Origin of the sequence: Rhizobium sp. X9, assembly GCF_018873185.1 — a bacterium.
In the GTDB taxonomy this organism is placed as follows: domain Bacteria; phylum Pseudomonadota; class Alphaproteobacteria; order Rhizobiales; family Rhizobiaceae; genus Agrobacterium; species Agrobacterium oryzihabitans.
The window spans coordinates 1-20,236 of record NZ_CP071314.1; the positions used below are offsets into that span (position 1 = coordinate 1).

Genomic DNA, 20,236 nt, shown 5'->3' on the forward strand with positions numbered 1-20,236 from the left:
ATGTGTCTGACGGCCGAATATTCGCGACATGGAGCAGGGAACCTTACGCATCGAAAATCGGGCGGTCCCCGATCTTGTCCCCTTGTATGGGATACTCCGGGAATTGAGGCGGCGATACCAAAGGATGCGGTCGGCCAGGCCGTTACCATGTTCGAGCCGCAGGAATGCGCCAACTACTTCAAATCTTGCGGATATGACCCCGAGTAATGTGGACGTGCTCTAGGTCACCCAGAGGGGCGCTCGCATCGAGTATAACCTTAAGCGCGATTGCTTCCGGTGAACCATCCTCCATATGTACGGGATGTACAGCCCACACAGACTTTTCGAGAACCACATTCTCAACAGAAACCTCATAAAGCCTACCCGACGCGAGCTCATCGAGGACAGTGCTCCTCATCACGATCGAAATGCCGAGACCAGCTCGAACTGCATGCTTCACAGCCTCAGTGCTCCCGACATTGAATGAGATTGGGAATTGCTCTGCCGCTTGGCCGAAGGCCTCGCGGAGCACGGATCCGGTACCGGTTCCACGTTCTCCGCCAATGAGGGACTCTTGAAATAACTCTGCCGCTTCAATTGTTTTTCGCGTCCTCCAATTATGCTGTGGGGATACGATTATTACCAGCTTTTCCTTCCGCCAAAGGCGGGCTTGATATCCTTTTCGATCGTCCCACCATTCGGTAAAGGCTAGATCAATCTCCTTCCTCAAGAGCTTTTCGATGATTTCAGGATTTGAGGCAACGGCCACCTCAGGTGGCCGGCCTTGAGCATCCTGTAAACGCTTCAAGTGGACTGGCAAAATATAGGTACCGATGTTAGTACTGGCACCCAACGTAATCCGGCCGCTGTGCAGGCGGTCCAGAGATCTCTTCGTGACGGTCAAAAGGCTGCGTGCGAATGGCAAGAATACGAGCCCTTGCCGAGTCGGCACACACTTGTCCTTCCTCCTCTCGACCAGCCGCACCCCTAGTATATCCTCCAATCGTTTCACATTATGTGAGACAGTCGGTTGGGATATCTGAAGCCGTCGCGACGCCTCGTGAAAGCTGCCAGTTTCGATTACCTCTATGAATGCTGCGACATGCGAAAGGCTAAACATTACTTTCTCTAATCAAGGAATTAGTTGAACCTCGTTAATTGCCGCACGAGGTCTTCGGCCTTGGACAAAATCTATAATGTTGTCAGCAGCCTCGTGCTCGATAGCCAAACGCGACTTCGCCACTGCTGAGCCTATGTGGGGTGTCAAGATCGAATCATGTTCGCGATTGAGGAGACCCCCGTGGACCTTGTCAGGCCGGTCGGGTCTGGCCCAGTCCTCCATCTCATAAACATCAGCGGCGTAGCCTCCCAAGCGCCCCGCCTGCAATGCAGCGACAACAGCCTCTTCATCAACCACGCTTCCGCGTGCAGGATTGATAAGAAGTGCTCCTTTGGGCATTTTGGCGAGTTGTTCAGCGCCGAGGAGATGCTTCGTTTCGGCCGAAAGCGGGAGTGCACACACAAGAAAGGTAGACGACGAGATCAACTGGTCAAATTCAAGAGGCTTTACGTTCAGTCTGATCTCATCGGCTTTGTCCAGGGATTGACGATCCCAGTACGACACAATGGCGCCGAAGGTACTTAGGCGCTGTGCTATAGCTTTTCCGATCGCTCCCATCCCTAAAATGCCGATTGCTGTGCCCTGCAGCCCAAGGCCGTAAAACCGAGGGCGCCAACCTTTGTAATCCCTCCTGACGCTCTTGTCGCCTGGCAGAATGTGCCGCCCAAGAGCAATCATCAGACCGATTGTAAGTTCGGCTGTCGGGTCAGTGAGAAGATCGGACACTATCGTGACGTGGACTCCACGCTGCGTGCAGGCTTCGATGTCGAAGTTATCGAAGCCTTTCAGCGCACATGCCACAAGTTGAAGATCGGGAGCGTGCGCGAGTACAGACGCGTCGATCATGTCCGGCATGAACGCCATCATCGCCTTGGCGTCGCTCAATTCTGCGAGCAGTTTCTCGCGGGGCCATGTATCATCAGTATCGTTGCAAACTAAACGAGCGTGGGGAGATAGCTTTGAGATAATCTCCTCGTGGACGCGATGGGTGATTACTACCTTTGGGAGCATTTAATTTATCCTTCTATTGCAGCTGGCGGCGGAGGAGAGCGCCGACCTGGTCAACGATGGTGACCATCAGAAGGACAACGAGCATGATCGCAAGAACCTCCTGATAATTCATGATCCGGAGGGATGTCATCAACTCGAAACCGATACCACCAGCTCCCACAGTGCCCAGGATTGTCGAGGCGCGGAAGTTGTACTCCCACCGATAGATGGTCACATCGGCCAATTGCGGTAGAACTTGTGGCAAGATCGCCCGCGTCACGATCTGGAACGGCGACGCACCAGCTGCGCGTGCGGCTTCTATAGGCGCATTATCGCAATGCTCGATCGCCTCCGCAAAGAACTTGCCCACCATGCCAACCGAGTGAAGACCAAGAGCCAGCACGCCTGGGAGCGCTCCAAATCCCACTGCCGCCACGAAGACGATGCCCATAATCAGCTCCGGGATCGACCGTAGACCATTCAACAATCCACGCGAGATCATATAGATGACAGCGTTGGGTGCTGTTTTCCCTGAGGCGAAAAAGCCAACTGGAAGTGATATCAGTACCGCGATCGCAGTCCCAGCTATACTCATCGCCAGAGTGTCGATGAGAGGGCTGATCCACTCCAAGCCTCGGTTGAAATCCGGGGGAAACATTTCCGTACCGAGCTGCCAGAGCGCAGGAAACCCAGATCCCAGACGCTCCAGATCAAGAAGACCGGAGTGATAACTGCTAACAATGATCACACACGCAATTGCCAACGCGATCACGCCAGCTCTGGTCCAAGCTTTGTTTTGATGTTGAAGGATAGAGTCGTAGTCGGCCGACGGCTGTGTCATCACATATCCTGGAAGAAAGGACGCAGGCCAGCGCCTGCGTCGAAAGGTGAGAAACTGTCTCGAACGCGCCTTACTGACTCAGGTCCAAGTTCAGCACTTTACCGAGCTCACGGACGACGTCGTAGGCTTTGTCATCGATCGGAGCGAACCCATCGGCTTTGAAGGATGCCAATACCTTTTCGTCTTTAAGGTCGATGAAGGCTTTGGTGATCGCCTCTTTCAACGAAGTGTCAAGATCCGACCGCATGGTCCAGGGGTACTGCGGGAACGGATCGGACTCGGCGAGGGCGATAACTTTCTTAGGATCAATGGTGCCACGAGCGACCATTGAATTGTAGATGGGCAACGAAAGTCCGCCAATCTGAGCATTGCCATTCTGCACTGCAATAGCCACGGCATCATGCGACCCTACGAAGTTCTCGCTATAGTCTTTTCCAGCCTCAACTCCGGCCTTAAGCAGCATAGATTTCGGGATAAGGTGGCTTGAGGTGGAAGCCACGTCCCCAAACGCGACCTTTTTCCCTTTTGCATCTTCAAGGCTTTCGATGCCAGCCTCTGCATTGGCGACAACTACAGCGCGATAGGTGGTTTCGCCATCCTTCATAAGTGCTGCGAAAGGCTCGATATCAGCCTTGGTTTTCGCGAGCGTGTAAGAGAGCGGCCCGAAATAAGCCAACTCAAGCCGGCCGAAACGCATCGCTTCGATCATTGACGAGTAGTCGGTCGTTACGATCAGTTCAATCTCCCGACCGAGTGTCTTCTCAAGATACTCCTCGAGAGGACGATTGTTTTTGATGACAGTGGCGGCGTTCTCGTCCGGTAGCAACGCGACGCGCAATGTCTCTGGATTTGAGCCAGCATGCGCCAACGAACTCCAGCCAAGAACGGCGAGGAATGCGAGGGACAGAAGCTTCTTCATAATGCGGCCTCCATGGCAGCTAAAGGTTGATCATACTCGTAGTTGGACAAATCTTGTGTTGTGGTCGGATTTCTTGGGGCGCTGCGGTAGATCGACGCACACATTTGATCGGTCAGTTCGTCGACAGCGGCGTCCGCAACCACTTCCCCGTCGCGCATAGCAATGACCCGGTCGCCGAACCGGCGAGCTAGATCGATCTGATGAAGGCTGATCACAGCAGTGATGCCGTCGGCTGTGCATATTTCGCGAAGCTGCGACAGGACCTCGACAGCCGTTTCAGGGTCCAGACTTGCAACGGGCTCATCTGCAAGGACCAGTTGGGGCTTCTGGACCAGCGCGCGCGCAATGCCCACCCGTTGCTGCTGACCGCCGGATAGTTGATCCGCCCTGACGAGAGCCTTATCAAGAAGGCCTACGCGTTCAAGGCATTCCAACCCCAGCCTTCGATCCGAACGCGGCATAGGGAACAACGTACGCCAGCCAGAGTGGTAGCCCAGGCGGCCCGTCATGACGTTGTCGAGCGCGCTCAAGCGCCCTATGAGTTGGTGCTGCTGGAATATCATCCCAGTTCGCCTTCGGTGAATGCGAAGCTTAGTTTCCGCATCCAGAGCACCAATATCGTTAGAAGTGATCGAACCAGACGTCGGCGCAACCAAGCCGTTGAGTGTCCGGATGAGGGTAGATTTGCCTGCGCCGGATCTACCGAGGAGCACGACGAACTGACCCTGGTTGAACGTCAATGTCGTTGTCTTCAAAGCTTGGGTGCCGTTGGCATAGGTCACGGCAACTCCGTTCAGAGCCAGCATCACAATAATCCTGATCGTTAGTGGTGCATCGATTGAATATTTGCATCACTATGGGCGACATATGACGTCCGTTTATCAGGCTCGTGAAACTTCAATGACAGCACTTAAACTCAGCTCTACCTCCTCGCGTAGCTGCGATGGAGAAATTTCACCCAGAGCCGCCTGATCATGACGGCCCGGTCCCAATTCTACACCACCTTGACGGATGCTATCCCATATTCGGCCAGATAAACCGGCCCTTCTCCAGCCGCCGGGTAAAAAGGCAGGCGCCCAGACCATCATGCCAGATGATCTTCAAAATATCCGATCTGCGGCCCCTGAAGACGAAGAGATGCCCTGACAACGGATCATGCTGCAGAACCTCCTGCACCCGAAGCGCCAAGGAGGGAAAGCCACAGCGCATGTCCGTATATCCGCGCCTTCCTGGCGGGCACCCTTGATCCCGAATATTCCCGTCAGCTGACCGAGCAACTACGACAGGCAGGCGTCCCGGTTTGACCATGCCGTCGCTGGCAATTAATCTGAGCACGTGGCGGATGTTTGCAAGCAGACCCGGATGTTTGCGAGCACATTGGCAAAGAGCGTGAGCACGACGCCCGCTCCATTGTCAGATAATTCGAGCAGAAAATGCCGATGTTTGCGAGCAGAGGCGCTTATGTTGGCAAGCCGCTACAAGTAGCGGGCCAGTGGCTGACCGATGATGCGCCGCGCAATCAGGTGCGTCTGGCGACAGTGATGACCACATTCCGCCGCGAGACCGAAGCCAGCCGCACTTATTTGCGCTATCGTGACGAGATTTTACCGCAACTTCCCGAAGCGCATCTTTATCTGATCGATAATGGTCAGACACTGGATCTGCCCGCGACAGCACAGATCACCGTGGTGCCAAATGCCAATCTGGGCGGCGCCGGCGGTTTTACCCGCGGTCTGCTTGAAGCGCAGCAAAGCGGGAAATTCACCCATGTTTTGTTCATGGATGACGATGCCAATTGCCTGCCTGAGGCGATCTTCCGCACCATTGCACTGTTACGCCATGCAACCGGCGACAGAGTTGCCGTAGCTGGTGCGATGCTGCTCGAGGAAAGCCCCTGGGTTCAGTATGAATCTTCTGCCGAATTCCTTCGCAGCGGCAAGGAGCCGACGCTCTGGCGCAGCCATGGAGCTTGGCGCGACTTGACCAACTGGCGGGAATGTATCCGCAACGATTTGGATACTGACGGCAACTATGGTGGATGGTGGTTCTTTGCCTTTGCTATCAAGGATGTAAAGGCGCTGCCTTTCCCGTTCTTCGTACGCGGGGATGATACCGATTTCTCGTTGAGCAATGATCTGTCCATTACCACGCTGAACGGTATTGCAACCACTTGCCCTAACCTTGGCGACAAATCGGGCCATACCACTGAATATCTGTCGGCACGTAGTTGGCTGGCGTTGGGGCTGCTGCACTCCGATGCCAATCGTTGCGAAATCTTGCTGGAAAGGCTGCTCCGGCAAGCCCGCCACTGCAATGCCAACTGGGATTACGGTCGGGCACATGCTATCCTTGCTGCAATTGAAGATGCGCTGGAGGGGCCGGACTATTTCAGCCGTAACCCCAGCACGGTAGCGCGAACCAAAGAAATCGCGACCTTCCACCCGCTACCTGTGCTGACGGCTGAGGAGCGAAGCCGGCTGGTGCGCGGGCGTAAAAAGAAGGGGCTTGAGCGGCTATTCGACCACCCGTCGCCTCTTACCGATTCTGGTTATTTACCTATCATTCTGGCACCTTCCGGCGTAGCTCCGCGCCGCGTCCATACACAGGGCAGTCCCTATAAAGCCGAGGAGCAGGGCGGTGTTTTGTACCGCTTAATCCATAAGCCGGCACTGGAGCAGACACTGGCTAGCCGGATCAAGGCTCTGCACAAGGCGCGCAAATCATTGGTAGCGCAGGCCGCGGCACGATACCGAGCTGATAACGAAACCGTGCGCAGTGCTGAATCTTGGCACGCGCGCCTTGATCTAGACGGCATGTCGCCGGCCATTCTGGGGAACTAAAATTGATCAACAAGAACGACATTGCCATCCTTATGCTGGCCTGCCGCGATTACGAAGCGATGGAGGTATCACTAGCCTGCCATCTAGAATTCGGTGATCCTTCGGTACGCATCTTTGTGTTGCAGAACTGTTTTGGTGATTACGATGCAGAGCGGACGCTGCAGGTGGCGCGGCGCTATGAAAAACTTTATCCGGGGCGCATCGAAATTGTTGATCGGCTGGGAGAGGGTTCGCCGTATGCCAATATCCGCAACCTGTTGGCGTCACAGACCTTCGCAGCCTACAGCCATGTGATTAAGGTAGATGATGATGCTTTCCCAGTGCGGGCTGGCTGGGTCGATGACCTTTTGGCCTGCTGGAATGATGCCGAGGAACACCATGGTATCGATCTTGGCTATGTGACGCCGCTGCTCAACAACAATTGTTGGGGCTTCAAGCAGATCATTGACCAGACCGAACTGGCCGATGAATATTACAGCTGTGTGGCTAGGACACATCGGATCGGATCGGGCGATGATATGAATCCGTTTCGAATTCTGCCTCCCGACCAGATCTATACCGGCTCGAATGGCACGATCTGGTCTTCGCCGCATATCGCGCGCTGGCTGCATGAAAAGACCACCCTACGGCCCGAATTTTATATAGAGGCAACCCGCGACCTGCCTGACGCCTATGTCGATCAAAACGAGCGTTATTCGATCGGCGCCATGCTGTTCCGCAAGGAACTATGGACCCAGATCGGCGAGGATGCCGGGAGTTCGAATGACGACGAACATCTGGTGCATATGTATTGCAAGCGGCATCAGAAGCGGATCGTCTGCCGACAATCCATTCCCTTCGTGCACATCGCATATTTCTCGCAGCGGGCTGAGAACCGCGATATCGTGCCGCGCGCCCGTGCTGTCTATCAGGATTTCACCGGGGTGAATTATCCGATCGCCCAAATTGCCGACCGCCTACTTGAAATCGAGGCGCGGCTACGCTGGATAGAAAAGCGCGAGGCGCTGGCCTCATCGGGCAATCTTGGGTCGACGGCTGCGTTGGCGCCGCAATCATCCGCAGCCCAGCTACATCTAGGCAAAAGGCTGGAACGGCAGATCAAGCTTTTCCTGTTCGCCATCGGCCTACGCAAAAGGCCCGTTCGATAGGGTGCTGGCCTTGAGCCAGCCCATTCTAATCTTTTTCTGATCTGCCTCCGCGCCGTGTTGACGATGCCTTGCACCGGCCAAGACCAACACGTGCGCGGCCTCCATCTTGATCGTTGATAGAGGCATGAAGATGGGCGCGAACGAACATGTAAAACCTGAAAAAGATTGATTAGGCTCAGGACTTCGGTAACGGGACGGTCCAAGTCAAGCCTGTTGATTTTCACTGAGAAGTGACCCGGTATTTCCACCGAGATTTGACCCGCCTTTCAGATATGTTTCGGGTCTTGTGATTTGGTCAAGCCGCTGTTTTTCTCCTTTGTATTTTTCGGTTCGTGGGCGGAGCTGTTTTTGAAGCGGAAGCTGTCGTTTCCGGTTTCGAGAATGTGGCAATGATGAGTGAGCCGGTCGAGCAACGCGGTCGTCATCTTGGCGTCGCCGAAGACGCTGGCCCATTCACTGAAGCTGAGGTTTGTGGTTATAACGACACTGGTGCGCTCGTAGAGTTTGCTGAGAAGATGGAAGAGCAACGCGCCACCTGATGCACTGAACGGCAGGTAGCCAAGCTCATCGAGGATCACCAGATCGGAATGGACAAGTCGATTGGCGATCTGCCCTGAGCGACCTTGCGTTTTCTCCTGTTCAAGCGCGTTAACCAGCTCGACGGTCGAGAAGAACCGGACGCGTTTGTGGTGATGCTCGATTGCCTGGATGCCGAGAGCGGTGGCAATATGGGTTTTGCCTGTGCCTGGGCCGCCGACCAGCACGATGTTGTTGGCTTCATCGAGAAAGTCGCAGCGATGGAGCTGTCGCACGAGTGCTTCATTGATCTCGCTGCTGGAGAAATCGAAGCCGTTCAGGTCACGATAAGCTGGAAAGCGAGCCGTCTTGAGCTGATAAGCGGTTGAACGAACTTCACGTTCTGCTGTCTCGGCTTTGAGAAGTTGTGACAGGATTGGAATGGAAGCTTCAAAGGCAGGCGATCCCTGTTCGGTGAGTTCACCGATTGCCTGAGCCATGCCGTGCATCTTCAGTTGTCGCAGCATGATGACGATTGCGCCGCTGGCAGGATTATGACGCATGGCGCACCTCCGTTGTCTTTCTCAGGGAATCGTAGCGTTCGACATTGGCCTTTGGCTCGTTGGCAAGTGTGAGAGCTTGGGGCGTATCTATCGTCGGTGGTGTAGAAGATTTACCATCGACCAAGCGATGTAGCAGGTTCAGAACATGGGTCTTGGTCGGAACCCCGGACTTCAAGGCCATATCGACGGCCGAGAGCACAGCCTGCTCGTCATGCTGGAGGACGAGCGCCAGAATGTCGACCATCTCGCGATCTCCGCCCGGCTTTTTGAGCAGGTGCTGCTGCAGTATTCTGAAAGCTTCCGGAAGCTCGATAAACGGCGCACCATTGCGAAGAGCACCTGGTTTGCGTTGAACGACGGCGAGATAGTGCCGCCAGTCGTAAATCGTCTGCCCAGGACCATCATGCGAACGGCTGATGATGCGACGGTGCTCGCATATGATCAGACCTTCTGCTGCAACAGCGATACGATCTGGGTAAACCCGGACGCTGACAGGCCGATTGGCAAAGGATGCCGGAACGCTGTAGCGATTACGATCAAAGTGCACGAGGCAGGTCGGGGAAACCCGCTTGGTATGTTCGACAAATCGGGGCTCCGTGGGCATTTCTCCAATAATACCCGCTAAGGGAATCTGAAGTTGTTTGGATTGAAGCGGTTAGCACGGATCGGCCTGTAGCGTTCGAGGGGTCGGTCAATTTCGTTCCAGAGGTAGTCTCCGGTGAGTGCGATATGGACCCATGGGAGGGGTGCGACCTGGGAGAGCAGTTCGTCGGGAATGATGATACCGTGACCACGGACATAATCGACGGCACGGCTGAGATAGACGGTGTTCCACAGGATGATGGCATTGACGACGAGGTTGAGGCCGGACGCGCGATAAGCCATGGTTTCGGCGACGCGGTTGCGCAGTTCGCCGAGCTGATGGAGGAAGATGGCGCGTGCGAGGGCATGGCGGCTTTCGCCCTTGTTGAGGATGGCGTGCGACCTGCGGCGCAGTTTGGTGTCGAGCAGCCAGTCGCAGATGAAGATCGAGCGTTCGATCCGGCCCATCTCACGCAGGGCCTGATTGAGGCGGTTTTGCCGGGGTGATGCTGCCAGCTTCTTGAGGATCACGGACGGCGGCACTAGGCCTGCGCCGATCGAGGCTTTCAGCCGCAAGATCTCATCCCAGTGCTGTTCGATGACATCCATATTGACGCTTCCGGCAATCAGCGCGTCGAGCGGCTCGTAGGCCGGATCGGGCTCGATGACGAACAGCCTGCGATTGCCGAGATTGCGGATACGGGGAATGAGCCTGTAGCCGAAGGCGTGGAACATGGAAAACGTGGTTTCCGTCGCGCCCGCGGTATCGGTGGCGTGCTCATGGATTTCGACGGAGCTTTCGTTGTGAAGGAGGCCGTCGAGCACATAGGGCGCTTCGCTCTCGGATGCCTGGATCATGCGGGAAAAGAAGGAAGCGAAGCGGTTGGACAGGAAGCCATAGATCGACGCACCCGGCCGTTTTCCGTATTTTGCATTGTAGTCGAGGCTGGCTTCGCCGCGCCCGCCGGCCGGAAAGAACTGTCCGTCGGAGGAGGAGATATGACCGTCGCCCCAGATCGCGGCGAAGGGATGGGCCTGCTGCGCATCGACCAGCACGGCGGTCGCCGTGGCGTAGGTTTCCGACCGCAGATGCCGGTCCACCATCAGCATCATCTGGTGGATCGTGACGCCGCGCGAACTTTCCGCCATGCGTTCAGCGCCGGCATTCGTGGCGTCGGCAAGGATCGCAGCCATCAGCGCCGCCTCGTCGTTCGCCGTCTCACCGGTACGATAATGCGTGAAGCTGTCGAGGAACCGGGTCCAGCTTTGAACCTCGGCAAGCAGGCTGGTGATCCTGATCCGGGGAACGAGGATATAAAGACGTCGGCTGAGGGCGACGATCCTGTCGCGGTCCTCTTCGCGGATCGGCGAGATTGACAGGCCCTTGTCGGAAATCGCCGCATCCGGAATCGCGTTGGCCGCAGCAGCCTTGGCCAGCTCTTTCAGTTTGGCATTGAGCGTGGTGGTGCGCTCGGCCTGCCATTCTGCAAAGCTATCAGGGATCGCGAGCCCGAGCCGTCTCTCGGCGCGCATCAGGGCGAAGGTTGCGCGCGGCAGAAGATAGTCCTCGAAACTGCGCCATGCTCGGCTGCCATCAACCCATATGTCACCAGCCCGTAGACGTTCCCGCAAGTGAACGAATACCGCCACTTCCCAGGCGCGCAGGTCGATATGGGTGCCATTCGAGCGCACGCGCCGCCGCCATTTGCGGGTCATGAATGCAAGCGGCACCTGAGCAGGCAATTTCCGACCGTCGTACAGTGCACGTAGTTGGTCTACTGCCGTCAGGATCGGATCGTCGGGACGGAATGACCGGAATGAGAACGTGTGGAACATCAATCTGCCCAGCTTGCGCAGCGATTTGTGTCGCTCGATGAGCTCGTCGAATTCGTCACTGCGATCTGGGCGCACGACAGATTTGGCTGCCGCCATGCTGGCGATCAATCCGTCCCAGCCGAGGGAGGCTGCGATTGCCGATGCAAGATCGGTGTTGCTCTCACGTGCAGAAAGCAGCGCTTCGCCGAGCTTGAGATGATCGAGCGCTACCCCATCAAGAACGTCAGCTTCCCTCAGGCGACGCTCCTTGCGGCTGATCTCGGCCTTGCGACGGGTGCTGCCGATCAGCTTGCAAAACATGTCGATCGCAAGATCGGTGATCGCCGCCTGCCTCTCAATGACGAAGGCCGTCATCGTGGCGTAACGACGCTCGGATGCCAGGCGTCGTATCTCACGCCCATGCAGAATGCGTGCGTCACGGGCAATGATGCCATAGCGGTTGGCATGGATCCTCTTGCGACGGTCGTCGGGAATGGCGGCCGAGCGCAATATCTCGAGGCGGGCGATCAGGCCCTTGAGGTTCTGCGGATTTCAGATTAACGGGACATCGATTCCGGTAAATCCCGGACAGTCGTTTCACTAAATCGCGGACAGTCTCGCGGGATTGACTTTCGTTCGCCTGGTTGATGTCATTGGTTATTGATTTCGGCGTTTTACGCTTCGGTCAAGAGCGGTCTTGGTTTTTGCTTCCTCATGCTGTCTCCCTCGAGCGCAATTCGATGGGCGTTATGGACGATACGATCGAGGATGGCGTCAGCGATCGTTGGTTCGCCGATCATCTCGTGCCACTGCGCGACGGGAAGCTGGGCGGTGATCAGAGTGGATTTCCGGCGGTAGCGCTCTTCGAAGATTTCCAGGAGATCGAGCCGCTGCTGATCGCTGAGCGCGTGGGTTCCCCAGTCATCAAGGATGAGTAATTGAACACGCGCGAGCTTGTCGACCAATCGGGGAAACCGCCCGTCGAGGCGCGCTAGCGCCAAATCCTCGAAGAGACGGGGCATGCGGACATAGAGAACGGAATAATCGAGGCGGGCCGCTTGCCGTCCGATGGCGCAGGCGAGCCATGTTTTGCCCGTTCCCGTTTGTCCGGTCAGGATCAAGTGCTCATGGGCCTTGAGCCATTCGCCTTGGGCAAGCGAGAGGAGCTGTCGGCGGTCGAGGCCGCGAGGGGCGGCGAAGTCGATGTTCTCGATGCAAGCATCGGGGAAACGCAGTTTGGCGATTGCAAGCCGGTTGGTCAGTCGCTTGTCGCCGCGCACGGCCATCTCCCGATCAAGCATCAGGCCGAGCCATTCATCGCGGTTGAGATCGCTGCCCTCAGGTTGATTGGCCAGGTCGCGATATGCTGCCGCCATGCCGGATAGGCCGAGCGCATGCATCTGGTCGAGGGTTGGATGTGTGAGCATGTGAGTATCTTCCTTTCTTCACTGGTAATAGGAGCTGCCGCGGATGTTGCCATGCACCGGGGTGGGCTTGACTGGCTCAGCACCAGGCGGGGCCTGATCGAGACCGGATTTGAGGATGGTGCTGACGGAGGAATAGCTGAGCGCATTGATCGTCAGTGCCCGATCGCACGCCGCTTCCAGACGCTCGGGGCCGTACCGGCGCGCGAGCGATAGAACGCCTTGAGCGGCGCGGTATCCCTGCTGAGGATGAGGTCTATCGCGCATCAGCCGCTCGATCAGGATTGCAGCGTTGCGGCCAATCTTTGCAGCTTGCTTGATGAGGCTCGCAGGCGTCGTGTTGGCATAATGCTGATGTGTCTTCGGCATATGCTCGTTGACGGTGACATGACCGCCCCGCTGCGACGTCCGGCGGTGGCTGGCGACACGTTGGTGATCATGGAGGATCTCGACGATCCGGCTTGTAAGCCGGACATCGACCTGGCGGCCGATCAGGCGGTGCGGCACGGAATAGAAGGCCTTGTCGACCTCGACATGGTAGTCGGGATGAACCTTTGCCGACTTCCATTCGGAATATTCGAATGGCGTTGCCGGCAAGGGCGCAAGCGCGTCTTGCTCGATCTCCTCGAAGAGCTGCCGGCGGGATTTGCCAACCCGGCGCATCGGCCGGCTATTGAGATCGTCGAGAAGCTGGCTGATCCGCACGTTGAGATCGACAAGGCTGAAGAAACGGTCGTTTCTCAGCCGCGCCAGGATCCAGCGCTCGACGATGAGAACGCTGCCTTCGACCTTGGCCTTGTCCTTCGGCCGTTTCGGACGGGTCGGCAGGATCGTCGTGTCGTAATGCTCGGCGAATGCCGCAAAAGTGGCGTTGATGGTCGGCTCGAACCACAAGGGCTTGGCAACGCCGGCCTTGAGGTTGTCGCAGACGATGGCTTTCGTCACGCCACCGAAGAAACCCAGCGCCCGCTGCTGACCCTCGATCCAGTCCGGCAACCGTTGAGTGAAGCTTGCATAGGCGAAGGTGTACAAGGAGGCTGGCAGAACCGCGACGAAGATCTGCGCCAGCCGGATTTCGCCTGTCGCCGGATCGATCACCGGGACGGTTTGGCCGGCGTAGTCGGTCTGCATCGCCGCGCCGGCAGTGTGGCGATTGCGGAAGGTGGCGCTGGCGCGCTGCTCGAAAGCGGCAAACCGCTCGCAGAACCACGTGTATCCGTAACCGTTGGGGTGCCGTTCGCGATATTCCTGCCACAACAGCGTCAGTGTCACGCCCTTCCGCTTCAATTCACTGGCGATCTTGCCCCAGTCGGGTTCGTGCATGTCCTGGGGCGGACGGCCGCGACGATGGAACAGGCGGCGCTGCAGAATGCCATCATCGTCCAGCCCAGGCGGTAACGGCCAGCCCGTCAGCCCGGCCTCACGCGCCCGCAGCAGGTAGGTCGAAATGGTCGTTTTGCTGATCTTCAGCCGTTCCGATATCGCACGAACCGAAAGCCCCTGTTCGTGCGTCAGTCGCAATATCGATCGAATGTCCTTCACGTCAGTAAGTCTCACCTGCTTCCGTCTCGCCATTCATCAGCCCCTCGTTCAAATCGAGGTCCAGAATGGCAAAACGGCGCGTGCGAAAGTCGATCTTTTTGCCGAAAGACTGTCCGGGATTTACCGGAATCGCTGTCCGGGAATTAGCGGAAATGCTGTCCCGGATTTAGTGAAATCGCTGTCCGGGATTTAATGGAATCCCTGTCCGCGAATTACCGAAACCCGCAAGGTTCTTCAGTTTTGCCCCCTCGGGGGCCTCCGCGATCCAGCCGAGATGGCTCCGATCTCCGGCCCGCTCCGCGAGAAGCAGATCAAGCGCTTCGATAGACGATTGCTCCAGGCCCCGGATCAATTCGCGATAAGCCTGTCGGCGTGCAGCCGCCCGGCCGGCCAGTGCCAGACGGATCAGCAGTTCCGGCACGGGAACGAGCAGCGTCCTATCCTTGAGTGCTTCGATCACCGCCTTGGTGATCGGCGCGCCTTGCTCGGTCGCGGCCGCCTCACGTGCAGCCACGGTGATCAGAGCGCGATAGTCGCTCGCCCGAACAGGCTGAAGGTCCAACGCAGCGACGATCTCGCGCGCATGTTCGCGGCGTGTTTCCTCCCGTTGGGCATAGAGCCCGAACACCGCAGGGTCGATGCCAAGCTGGTCGGCGACAATAGAGACGACCGCCTGAGGCGGGGCTTCCCCTGGACGCAACGGACGCCCCAAATCCCGGACCAGTGCGAGCTGGATGGCAAAGCCCAGCCGATTATGCGACCTGCGATGCGCCTTTGCGAAAGCAAGATCCTCAGCAGACAGAGCATAGCGTGCCAGGGCCTCTTCATAAATGTCAGGCGGCTCGAACAGGATGGTGCGTGACTGCGCATCGAGGAACGACATCGGTCACACCCGCCCTTAATGCGAGGTGTCGGGCGCATCTTTCTTCCCCGGTCCGGTCCATCCAATCCGCCTCAGTGTGTCGATCAGCGTCGAGCGCGGCACCTTGAACGTCCGGCACACGGACGCCTTGCTGGCGCCAGCTTCCAAAGCAGCCAGAACCTGCTCGACCCTTTCCGCATCGATCGCCGGAGGCCTGCCGCCCTTGCGGCCGCGCCGGCGCGCCGCAACCAGGCCGGCATTGACCCGCTCCGTGATCAACGCTCTCTCATATTCGGCAAGCGAGCCGAACAGGTTGAATAGAAATGCGCCATGCGAATTCGTCGTGTCGATCGCCTCCGTCAGCGAGCGGAAGGCGACACCGCGTACCTTCAACTCTTCAACGATACGGATCAGGTGAGAGAGCGATCGGCCTAACCTATCGAGCTTCCAGACAACCAACACGTCGCCTTCGCGCAATTCCCCGAGGCAGATCTTCAGGCCCGGCCGATCGTCGCGCGCTCCGGAAGCGCGATCTTGATGCAGATGACGCTCATCAACCCCAGCCGCGATAAGGGCATCACGCTGCAAGGCAACCGATTGGCGCTCATCACTACTCGACACCCGCATGTAACCGATCAACATGTGCCACAAACCTCAAATCAGGAATTGTCGCACAGTCACACATTCCGACATGGTTTGTCGCACAGAAAATTGCCATAATACGACGCCAACTTCACCCTGGGACCGTGCTGTGCGGAAAACACATGTTTCCCGTCACCCGCAAAATCCCTTAACGGGTATTATTGCAGAGATTCCCACGGAGCCCCATCTTTGCCGGCATTGCCGAATTCGAGCGGTCCCTGATCCACGATCGCACCAGCAGCGGCCGGGCCGCAGCGAAGGCGAAGGGCGTTCGGTTCGGCCGCCCCCCTGCCCTGTCGGCCGAGCAAATCGCTCTTGCCAGAAAACTGATAGATGAGGGGCAACCGGCACGTAGCGTCGCCGCGATGCTGAAGGTGCATCCTGCCACGCTATACCGCTGCATTTCGGGATAATACGGTCTATAGCGAAATCCCGGTCCGATCCTCGATCTGCTTCCTTATGAAGCCCTTGGCGAGGTCTTTCAGAAGCTCGACCGTAAACCCGCCGGCCTTCATAGCTCCTGCCTTGGTTCTTTCCCAAACATCTGGATCGCGAACGCTATCCAGAAAATCATGCCCCGACCACGTAATCCCCTCAACGAACCAGCCGCCCGCGCCAGTTTTACGAAACTCGACCTGACCGCATTCCTGCAGAAGGTTCAGATGATAGTTCCATTTGTCGGCCTCTTCGCGTGACAGAGAGCCCTCTTCTTCTATTCCCAGCGCCCGGCTCATTTCGCCTGAGCGAATGTCGTACATGCGTTTTCCGCCCTCGATTTCCAGTAAAATCTCGCGGATAAGGTCCATATCGCGCTTCATGAAGGCTCCCGGCCGTTGTTCAAAAGGCGTTGTCATTCCCCATCGTATGGTTTTGTCACCCGCCGTAGAGGTGCTTCGAGCCGGCGTTTGATGACGCGGCGGTTACATTCGAGCTTGTTCAGCACCTGGCTAATCGTCGTCTGCGAGACGTTGAACTCCTGAGCCAGCGCCGCAAGGGTTGCTCCGTCTTTTCGTCTTCTCAATCAACGCATTTCTGCTGGCTTTATTGGCCGTCATTCCGCAAATCTCCGCCCTCAACGATTGAGATACAGGCATATCATGGTGCTGCGTGTTCTTCATTTGTTTTCTGCAGGGGTTGAGATCTCCACAGGCACGCCCCTCCGGGCCAGGCTCTATTCCGCCACGGCGCGGCTCCACGGAACCCCGTTCCGGGTTTCCGCCGACAGGCGGTGACGATCCTTCGTGCAGCCGGCATGCTTGCCAGGACATGACGCGCGATTGCGCGAGTTCGTTTGTCTGATGGGGGAACCGAGGGCCTTGCCCTTCTCGCCCCCAAAATAGCCTTCCGCCCAGCTTCCTCCGCGCCCGCCTTGGCGGTCGCTCCGTGCAGCCGGTTCCCCGCGAAGGCTATTTTCCCCCTCCATCCCACCGCTCGCGCGGCCCCGGGAAGCAGGACGAGGTCCTGCTTCGCAGTCCAAGGAAAGAAAGGACAAGGGAATGTGCGAACCTACTTTCGAGGAATGGTTTTTCAGCTTCGCGGGCGAGCTTGCCCGGATCAGCGGTGCGCTGCCGGATTTCGATGCCGCCTATGATCGGTATTTCCCGGCCTATGAGAATGGCATTTGCGGCGGCACATGCGCCCGTCAGGTTGCCGGGATCGGCCCGACCGCCGTCTATGCCGACGAATGGGAGGACGCCGAATGATGCGTTTCGCCCCCTCCCGCGATTTCTATATCCCGAAAGGTTCCGTGAAGATCGCAGACAAGGCGGGTGACGGCCTTGTTTACATCTACACCAGCGCCAAGGGCAGGCCAGCCGCCATCGCCTTCCATGGCAAGGCCGCAAAGCCCGACTGGCATCACAGCTTTGCCAGCGCGGAGGCCCGCGAACGCAAGATCAGGGAGCATTTCGAGGGGCGGCGGCGCTGGGCCGAATGGAAACAGGAACGCCGCGACGAGCGCAAGAAGCCCCACGGTTTCGAAGTCGGCCACGTTCTCTATGCCTCATGGGGCTACGAGCAGACCAATATCGATTTCTATCAGGTGACGAAGATTATCGGCGCTCACATGGTCGAGGTTTGCGCCGTCAGCCAGATTTCCGCCGACAAGGGCGATGAGCCGTGGATGACCGGCAAGGTCGTTCCCCACCTCGACGCCTTCACCGGCAAGCCCATGCGTCGCCGTGTCAACGGACGCTCCAAATCCGTGCGCATCGACAATGTGCGAACTGCCTTCCTCTGGGATGGACGCCCCATCAACTGGACCGGCTACGCCTGACGGCCGCTCCCCTCCCCCACTGACATTTTCCTATAACATCAACATGAGGACCACTCCCATGAACGCTATCACTGTATCCGAAACCGTCGTTGAAGTCGTCGCCGCCGAGACCGAGGATAACACCCCCGGCATCACCTATCTGTCATCGGACGCCAAGGAAATTCCGCTTTCCCGCCTTGTTCCAAGCCCTGCCAACGTTCGGCGCTTCAATGCTGCCGTCAATGTTGGGGAGCTGGCCGACAGCATCGAGGCGCATGGTCTGATCCAGAACCTCACCGTCCGGAAGGCGAAGCGCGGCAACAAATATGAGGTTGTCGCTGGTTCCGCCGCCTCGCCGCTCTCACCCTTCTGGTCTCGCAAGGCCGACTGGACAAGAGCACGCTCATTCCCTGCAACATTCGTTCCGGTGACGACAGCGACACCGAGATTTCCCTTGCCGAGAACACGCAGCGCGAGGCCATGCACATCGTGGACGAGATTCTGGCCTATCGCCAGCTTGTCGAGGACGGCATGATCCCGGAAAACATCGCCGCCCGGTTCGGCCAGTCCGTCGCTACCGTGCGCCAGAGGCTCAAGCTCGCCAATCTCTCCCCTAAAATTCTGGGGGAATTGCGCGAGGATAAAATCCGCATCGATCAGGCCAAAGCGCTGGCGATCAGCGACGATCACGCCGCGCAGGATCGTGCATGGTTCGAAACACAATCATGGAACCGTGACCCCTACTCGCTTCGCGCCATGCTGACCCGAGATCATGTCCGCAGCACCGACAAGCTCGCTCTGTTCGTCGGGATCGAGGCTTACGAGGCCGCAGGCGGTACAACCATGCGCGATCTGTTTGCTGAGGCCGACACCACGTTCCTGACGGATCGCGCTCTTCTGGTGACGCTGGCGACCACACAGCTTGGACAGGAGGCCGATACCCTCAAAATCAAGGGGGGGGAAATGGGTGGACGCAGGACTCGAGGCCTCAACCATATACAATGGCGGTTTCGCTCGCATCTTCCCCAAGGACAATGTTCCGACGCAGGCCGAGCAGTCCGAGCTTTCCACCTTGGCCGAGCGCTTCGATGAGATTGCGGGCCGCATCGAGGACTATGCCGAAGGCGATCCGGCAATTGATGCAGACGAGGCCGAGCTTGCGGAGATTGAAAGCCGCATGGAGGCAATCCGCAGCGCTGCCAAGGTCTACGATGCCGGGGAAAAGGCGCTGGCCGGATGCATCGTCACCATTGGCAATGGTGGAACCCTGCAGATCGAGCAGGGGCTTGTCCGGCCTGACGATTTGGCGGCGCTGCGTCGCTTGCGTAATCCGCAGTCCGCAGAGCAGGCCGAGGAGGTCACAGAGAGCGGCGAAGCCGCCAGCGCCGGGAACATCCATGGCCTTACCGCTGGTCATGTTGATGACGATGGCGAGGCAAAGCAGGCAATGACCTATTCCGCCGCGCTCATTGAGGAGTTGACCGCGATCCGCACCGCCGCCATGCGCAACGAGCTGGTGACGCGCCCAAACCTCGCCCTTGCCGTCATGCTCTATCCCTTGATCCTGAAAACTTTCCTGACCGGGAACGGTTATTGGCGAGTTGGTGCAGTCGTCGAGATCAGCGGCCAGTTGAAGGATTTGGCACCGTCGATCAAAAAGCCGGAAACGTGCTCGGCGTTGACCGAATGGACCCGCATTCACGAGACATGGGGCTACAAGCTCCCCGGCGATCCCGGCTACCTGTGGGAATGGTTGCTGGAACAGCCGCCACATGAGCTTCTGGAACTGCTGGCCGTCGTCACCGCTGCCAATATCAACGCAGTCGAGGCCAAGCACGATCACGACCGGGACCGCCTCGCCCACGCCGATCAACTGGCCGCCGTCCTAAAACTCGACATGAACAGCCATTGGGAGGCGCAGGCTCCGTTCCTCTCCCGCTTGTCCAAGGCGCAGATTGCCGAGGTGATGGAGGAGGCCGATTGCGGGAAAGCCGCGATCAAGGCGGCGGCCAAGGCCCCGAAAGCCGAGGCCGTGGCGCTGGCGGAAAAAGCCCTTGCCGGAAAAGCGTGGCTACCCGGCCCGTTGCGCTCGACCGTTGATGATGAACAGCGGAACCACGACCAGCAGGCTATGGCTGCTGAGTAGTCATAGGCCGGAACTAGCCCGCTGTTCTCACAAACGAATATAGCCCGGCGCTT

At 57.8% G+C, this 20,236-nt stretch carries 18 protein-coding genes and 4 pseudogenes; 7 read left to right on the forward strand and 15 right to left on the reverse strand.

The features are described from left to right. Nucleotides 1-178: 178 nt before the first annotated feature. The 6 genes and pseudogenes from JZY08_RS26860 to tnpB form a co-directional block, all read right to left on the reverse strand. The gene (locus JZY08_RS26860) at nt 179-1,099 is read right to left on the reverse strand and encodes a LysR family transcriptional regulator (RefSeq protein ID WP_003501100.1); all 921 of its coding nucleotides are present in this window, start codon (nt 1,097-1,099) and stop codon (nt 179-181) included. Between the two features lie 12 nt (nt 1,100-1,111). After that, nucleotides 1,112-2,110: a phosphonate dehydrogenase gene (locus tag JZY08_RS26865; protein ID WP_003501101.1), complete on the reverse strand. Its 999-nt coding sequence runs from the start codon at nt 2,108-2,110 to the stop codon at nt 1,112-1,114. A gap of 13 nt (nt 2,111-2,123) precedes the next feature. After that, complete coding sequence (phnE, locus tag JZY08_RS26870; protein ID WP_006473411.1) at nt 2,124-2,930, reverse strand: phosphonate ABC transporter, permease protein PhnE; 807 nt, start codon at nt 2,928-2,930, stop codon at nt 2,124-2,126. Between the two features lie 70 nt (nt 2,931-3,000). After that, complete coding sequence (gene phnD, locus JZY08_RS26875; RefSeq protein ID WP_003501103.1) at nt 3,001-3,849, reverse strand: phosphate/phosphite/phosphonate ABC transporter substrate-binding protein; 849 nt, start codon at nt 3,847-3,849, stop codon at nt 3,001-3,003. Continuing rightward, nucleotides 3,846-4,655, reverse strand: a complete 810-nt coding sequence (phnC, locus tag JZY08_RS26880) for a phosphonate ABC transporter ATP-binding protein (protein ID WP_006473175.1) — start codon at nt 4,653-4,655, stop codon at nt 3,846-3,848. Before phnC ends, phnD begins: the two co-directional genes overlap by 4 nt. 220 nt (nt 4,656-4,875) lie before the next feature. Then, nucleotides 4,876-5,058, reverse strand: a pseudogene (gene tnpB, locus JZY08_RS27705) (IS66 family insertion sequence element accessory protein TnpB); the annotation flags it as partial. Nucleotides 5,059-5,288: 230 nt separating this feature from the next. Here tnpB and JZY08_RS26890 point away from each other — a divergent pair. Next, on the forward strand, nt 5,289-6,689 hold the full coding sequence (locus JZY08_RS26890; RefSeq protein ID WP_216333614.1) for a glycosyltransferase: 1,401 nt from the start codon (nt 5,289-5,291) through the stop codon (nt 6,687-6,689). A gap of 2 nt (nt 6,690-6,691) precedes the next feature. Continuing rightward, nucleotides 6,692-7,837, forward strand: coding sequence for a hypothetical protein (locus tag JZY08_RS26895; RefSeq protein ID WP_216333616.1), 1,146 nt, complete (start codon nt 6,692-6,694; stop codon nt 7,835-7,837). A 266-nt stretch (nt 7,838-8,103) separates the two neighbouring features. Here the strand turns inward: JZY08_RS26895 and istB (JZY08_RS26900) are convergent, their stop codons facing one another. From istB (JZY08_RS26900) to JZY08_RS26930, 7 genes and pseudogenes are all read right to left on the reverse strand, one after another. Then, the gene (gene istB / locus JZY08_RS26900) at nt 8,104-8,916 is read right to left on the reverse strand and encodes an IS21-like element helper ATPase IstB (RefSeq protein WP_216333618.1); all 813 of its coding nucleotides are present in this window, start codon (nt 8,914-8,916) and stop codon (nt 8,104-8,106) included. Beyond that, nucleotides 8,906-9,502 (reverse strand): annotated as a pseudogene (locus tag JZY08_RS26905) (IS21 family transposase); the annotation flags it as partial. The gene istB (JZY08_RS26900) and the pseudogene JZY08_RS26905, both read right to left, overlap by 11 nt. 35 nt (nt 9,503-9,537) lie before the next feature. After that, a pseudogene (locus JZY08_RS26910) lies at nt 9,538-11,859 on the reverse strand (Tn3 family transposase); the annotation flags it as partial. A 128-nt stretch (nt 11,860-11,987) separates the two neighbouring features. After that, nucleotides 11,988-12,740 (reverse strand): IS21-like element helper ATPase IstB, encoded by a 753-nt coding sequence (istB, locus tag JZY08_RS26915; protein WP_027677343.1) that lies wholly within the window; start codon nt 12,738-12,740, stop codon nt 11,988-11,990. An 18-nt stretch (nt 12,741-12,758) separates the two neighbouring features. After that, entirely contained in the window at nt 12,759-14,312 is a 1,554-nt protein-coding gene (istA, locus tag JZY08_RS26920) for an IS21 family transposase (RefSeq protein ID WP_111794918.1), read from the reverse strand. A 193-nt stretch (nt 14,313-14,505) separates the two neighbouring features. Beyond that, nucleotides 14,506-15,162: pseudogene (locus JZY08_RS26925) on the reverse strand (DUF4158 domain-containing protein); the annotation flags it as partial. Nucleotides 15,163-15,177: 15 nt separating this feature from the next. Beyond that, nucleotides 15,178-15,783, reverse strand: a complete 606-nt coding sequence (locus tag JZY08_RS26930) for a recombinase family protein (protein WP_216333620.1) — start codon at nt 15,781-15,783, stop codon at nt 15,178-15,180. Nucleotides 15,784-15,944: 161 nt separating this feature from the next. Here JZY08_RS26930 and JZY08_RS26935 point away from each other — a divergent pair, with 161 nt between their 5' ends. Continuing rightward, nucleotides 15,945-16,196 (forward strand): recombinase family protein, encoded by a 252-nt coding sequence (locus tag JZY08_RS26935; RefSeq protein ID WP_367303919.1) that lies wholly within the window; start codon nt 15,945-15,947, stop codon nt 16,194-16,196. A gap of 6 nt (nt 16,197-16,202) precedes the next feature. On the opposite strand, the gene JZY08_RS26940 is transcribed toward JZY08_RS26935, so the two are convergent. After that, a complete protein-coding gene (locus JZY08_RS26940; protein WP_216333622.1) occupies nt 16,203-16,601 on the reverse strand; it encodes a DUF2513 domain-containing protein in 399 nt (132 codons plus the stop codon). 32 nt (nt 16,602-16,633) lie between these two features. Beyond that, complete coding sequence (locus tag JZY08_RS26945; RefSeq protein WP_216333624.1) at nt 16,634-16,804, reverse strand: HTH domain-containing protein; 171 nt, start codon at nt 16,802-16,804, stop codon at nt 16,634-16,636. A 475-nt stretch (nt 16,805-17,279) separates the two neighbouring features. On the opposite strand from JZY08_RS26945, the gene JZY08_RS26950 reads away from it, so the two are divergent. The 4 genes from JZY08_RS26950 to JZY08_RS27715 all read left to right on the forward strand — a co-directional run bounded on the left by JZY08_RS26950 (nt 17,280) and on the right by JZY08_RS27715 (nt 20,183). Next, complete coding sequence (locus tag JZY08_RS26950; RefSeq protein WP_216333626.1) at nt 17,280-17,486, forward strand: hypothetical protein; 207 nt, start codon at nt 17,280-17,282, stop codon at nt 17,484-17,486. Then, on the forward strand, nt 17,483-18,058 hold the full coding sequence (locus JZY08_RS26955) for a hypothetical protein (protein ID WP_137136510.1): 576 nt from the start codon (nt 17,483-17,485) through the stop codon (nt 18,056-18,058). The genes JZY08_RS26950 and JZY08_RS26955 overlap by 4 nt, the downstream gene beginning before the upstream one ends. A 58-nt stretch (nt 18,059-18,116) precedes the next feature. Further along, nucleotides 18,117-18,572 carry a ParB N-terminal domain-containing protein gene (locus JZY08_RS27710; protein WP_253204195.1) on the forward strand — a complete coding sequence of 152 codons (456 nt, stop codon included), beginning with the start codon at nt 18,117-18,119 and terminating at the stop codon, nt 18,570-18,572. Between the two features lie 432 nt (nt 18,573-19,004). After that, nucleotides 19,005-20,183 (forward strand): hypothetical protein, encoded by a 1,179-nt coding sequence (locus tag JZY08_RS27715; protein WP_253204196.1) that lies wholly within the window; start codon nt 19,005-19,007, stop codon nt 20,181-20,183. The last annotated feature ends 53 nt before the right edge of the window (nt 20,184-20,236 follow it).

Excerpts from the sequence above, each read along its gene's own strand:
- JZY08_RS27710 (WP_253204195.1), top strand. The coding sequence starts at position 18,117 with ATGAACGCTATCACTGTATCCGAAACCGTCGTTGAAGTCGTCGCCGCC.
- JZY08_RS26930 (WP_216333620.1), bottom strand. The coding sequence starts at position 15,783 with ATGTTGATCGGTTACATGCGGGTGTCGAGTAGTGATGAGCGCCAATCG.
- JZY08_RS26865 (WP_003501101.1), bottom strand. The coding sequence starts at position 2,110 with ATGCTCCCAAAGGTAGTAATCACCCATCGCGTCCACGAGGAGATTATC.
- JZY08_RS26950 (WP_216333626.1), top strand. The coding sequence starts at position 17,280 with ATGTGCGAACCTACTTTCGAGGAATGGTTTTTCAGCTTCGCGGGCGAG.
- phnD (WP_003501103.1), bottom strand. The coding sequence starts at position 3,849 with ATGAAGAAGCTTCTGTCCCTCGCATTCCTCGCCGTTCTTGGCTGGAGT.
- phnE (WP_006473411.1), bottom strand. The coding sequence starts at position 2,930 with ATGACACAGCCGTCGGCCGACTACGACTCTATCCTTCAACATCAAAAC.
- phnC (WP_006473175.1), bottom strand. The coding sequence starts at position 4,655 with ATGCTGGCTCTGAACGGAGTTGCCGTGACCTATGCCAACGGCACCCAA.
- istA (WP_111794918.1), bottom strand. The coding sequence starts at position 14,312 with ATGGCGAGACGGAAGCAGGTGAGACTTACTGACGTGAAGGACATTCGA.
- JZY08_RS26955 (WP_137136510.1), top strand. The coding sequence starts at position 17,483 with ATGATGCGTTTCGCCCCCTCCCGCGATTTCTATATCCCGAAAGGTTCC.
- istB (WP_216333618.1), bottom strand. The coding sequence starts at position 8,916 with ATGCGTCATAATCCTGCCAGCGGCGCAATCGTCATCATGCTGCGACAA.
- istB (WP_027677343.1), bottom strand. The coding sequence starts at position 12,740 with ATGCTCACACATCCAACCCTCGACCAGATGCATGCGCTCGGCCTATCC.
- JZY08_RS26860 (WP_003501100.1), bottom strand. The coding sequence starts at position 1,099 with ATGTTTAGCCTTTCGCATGTCGCAGCATTCATAGAGGTAATCGAAACT.
- JZY08_RS26940 (WP_216333622.1), bottom strand. The coding sequence starts at position 16,601 with ATGAAGCGCGATATGGACCTTATCCGCGAGATTTTACTGGAAATCGAG.
- JZY08_RS26890 (WP_216333614.1), top strand. The coding sequence starts at position 5,289 with ATGTTTGCGAGCAGAGGCGCTTATGTTGGCAAGCCGCTACAAGTAGCG.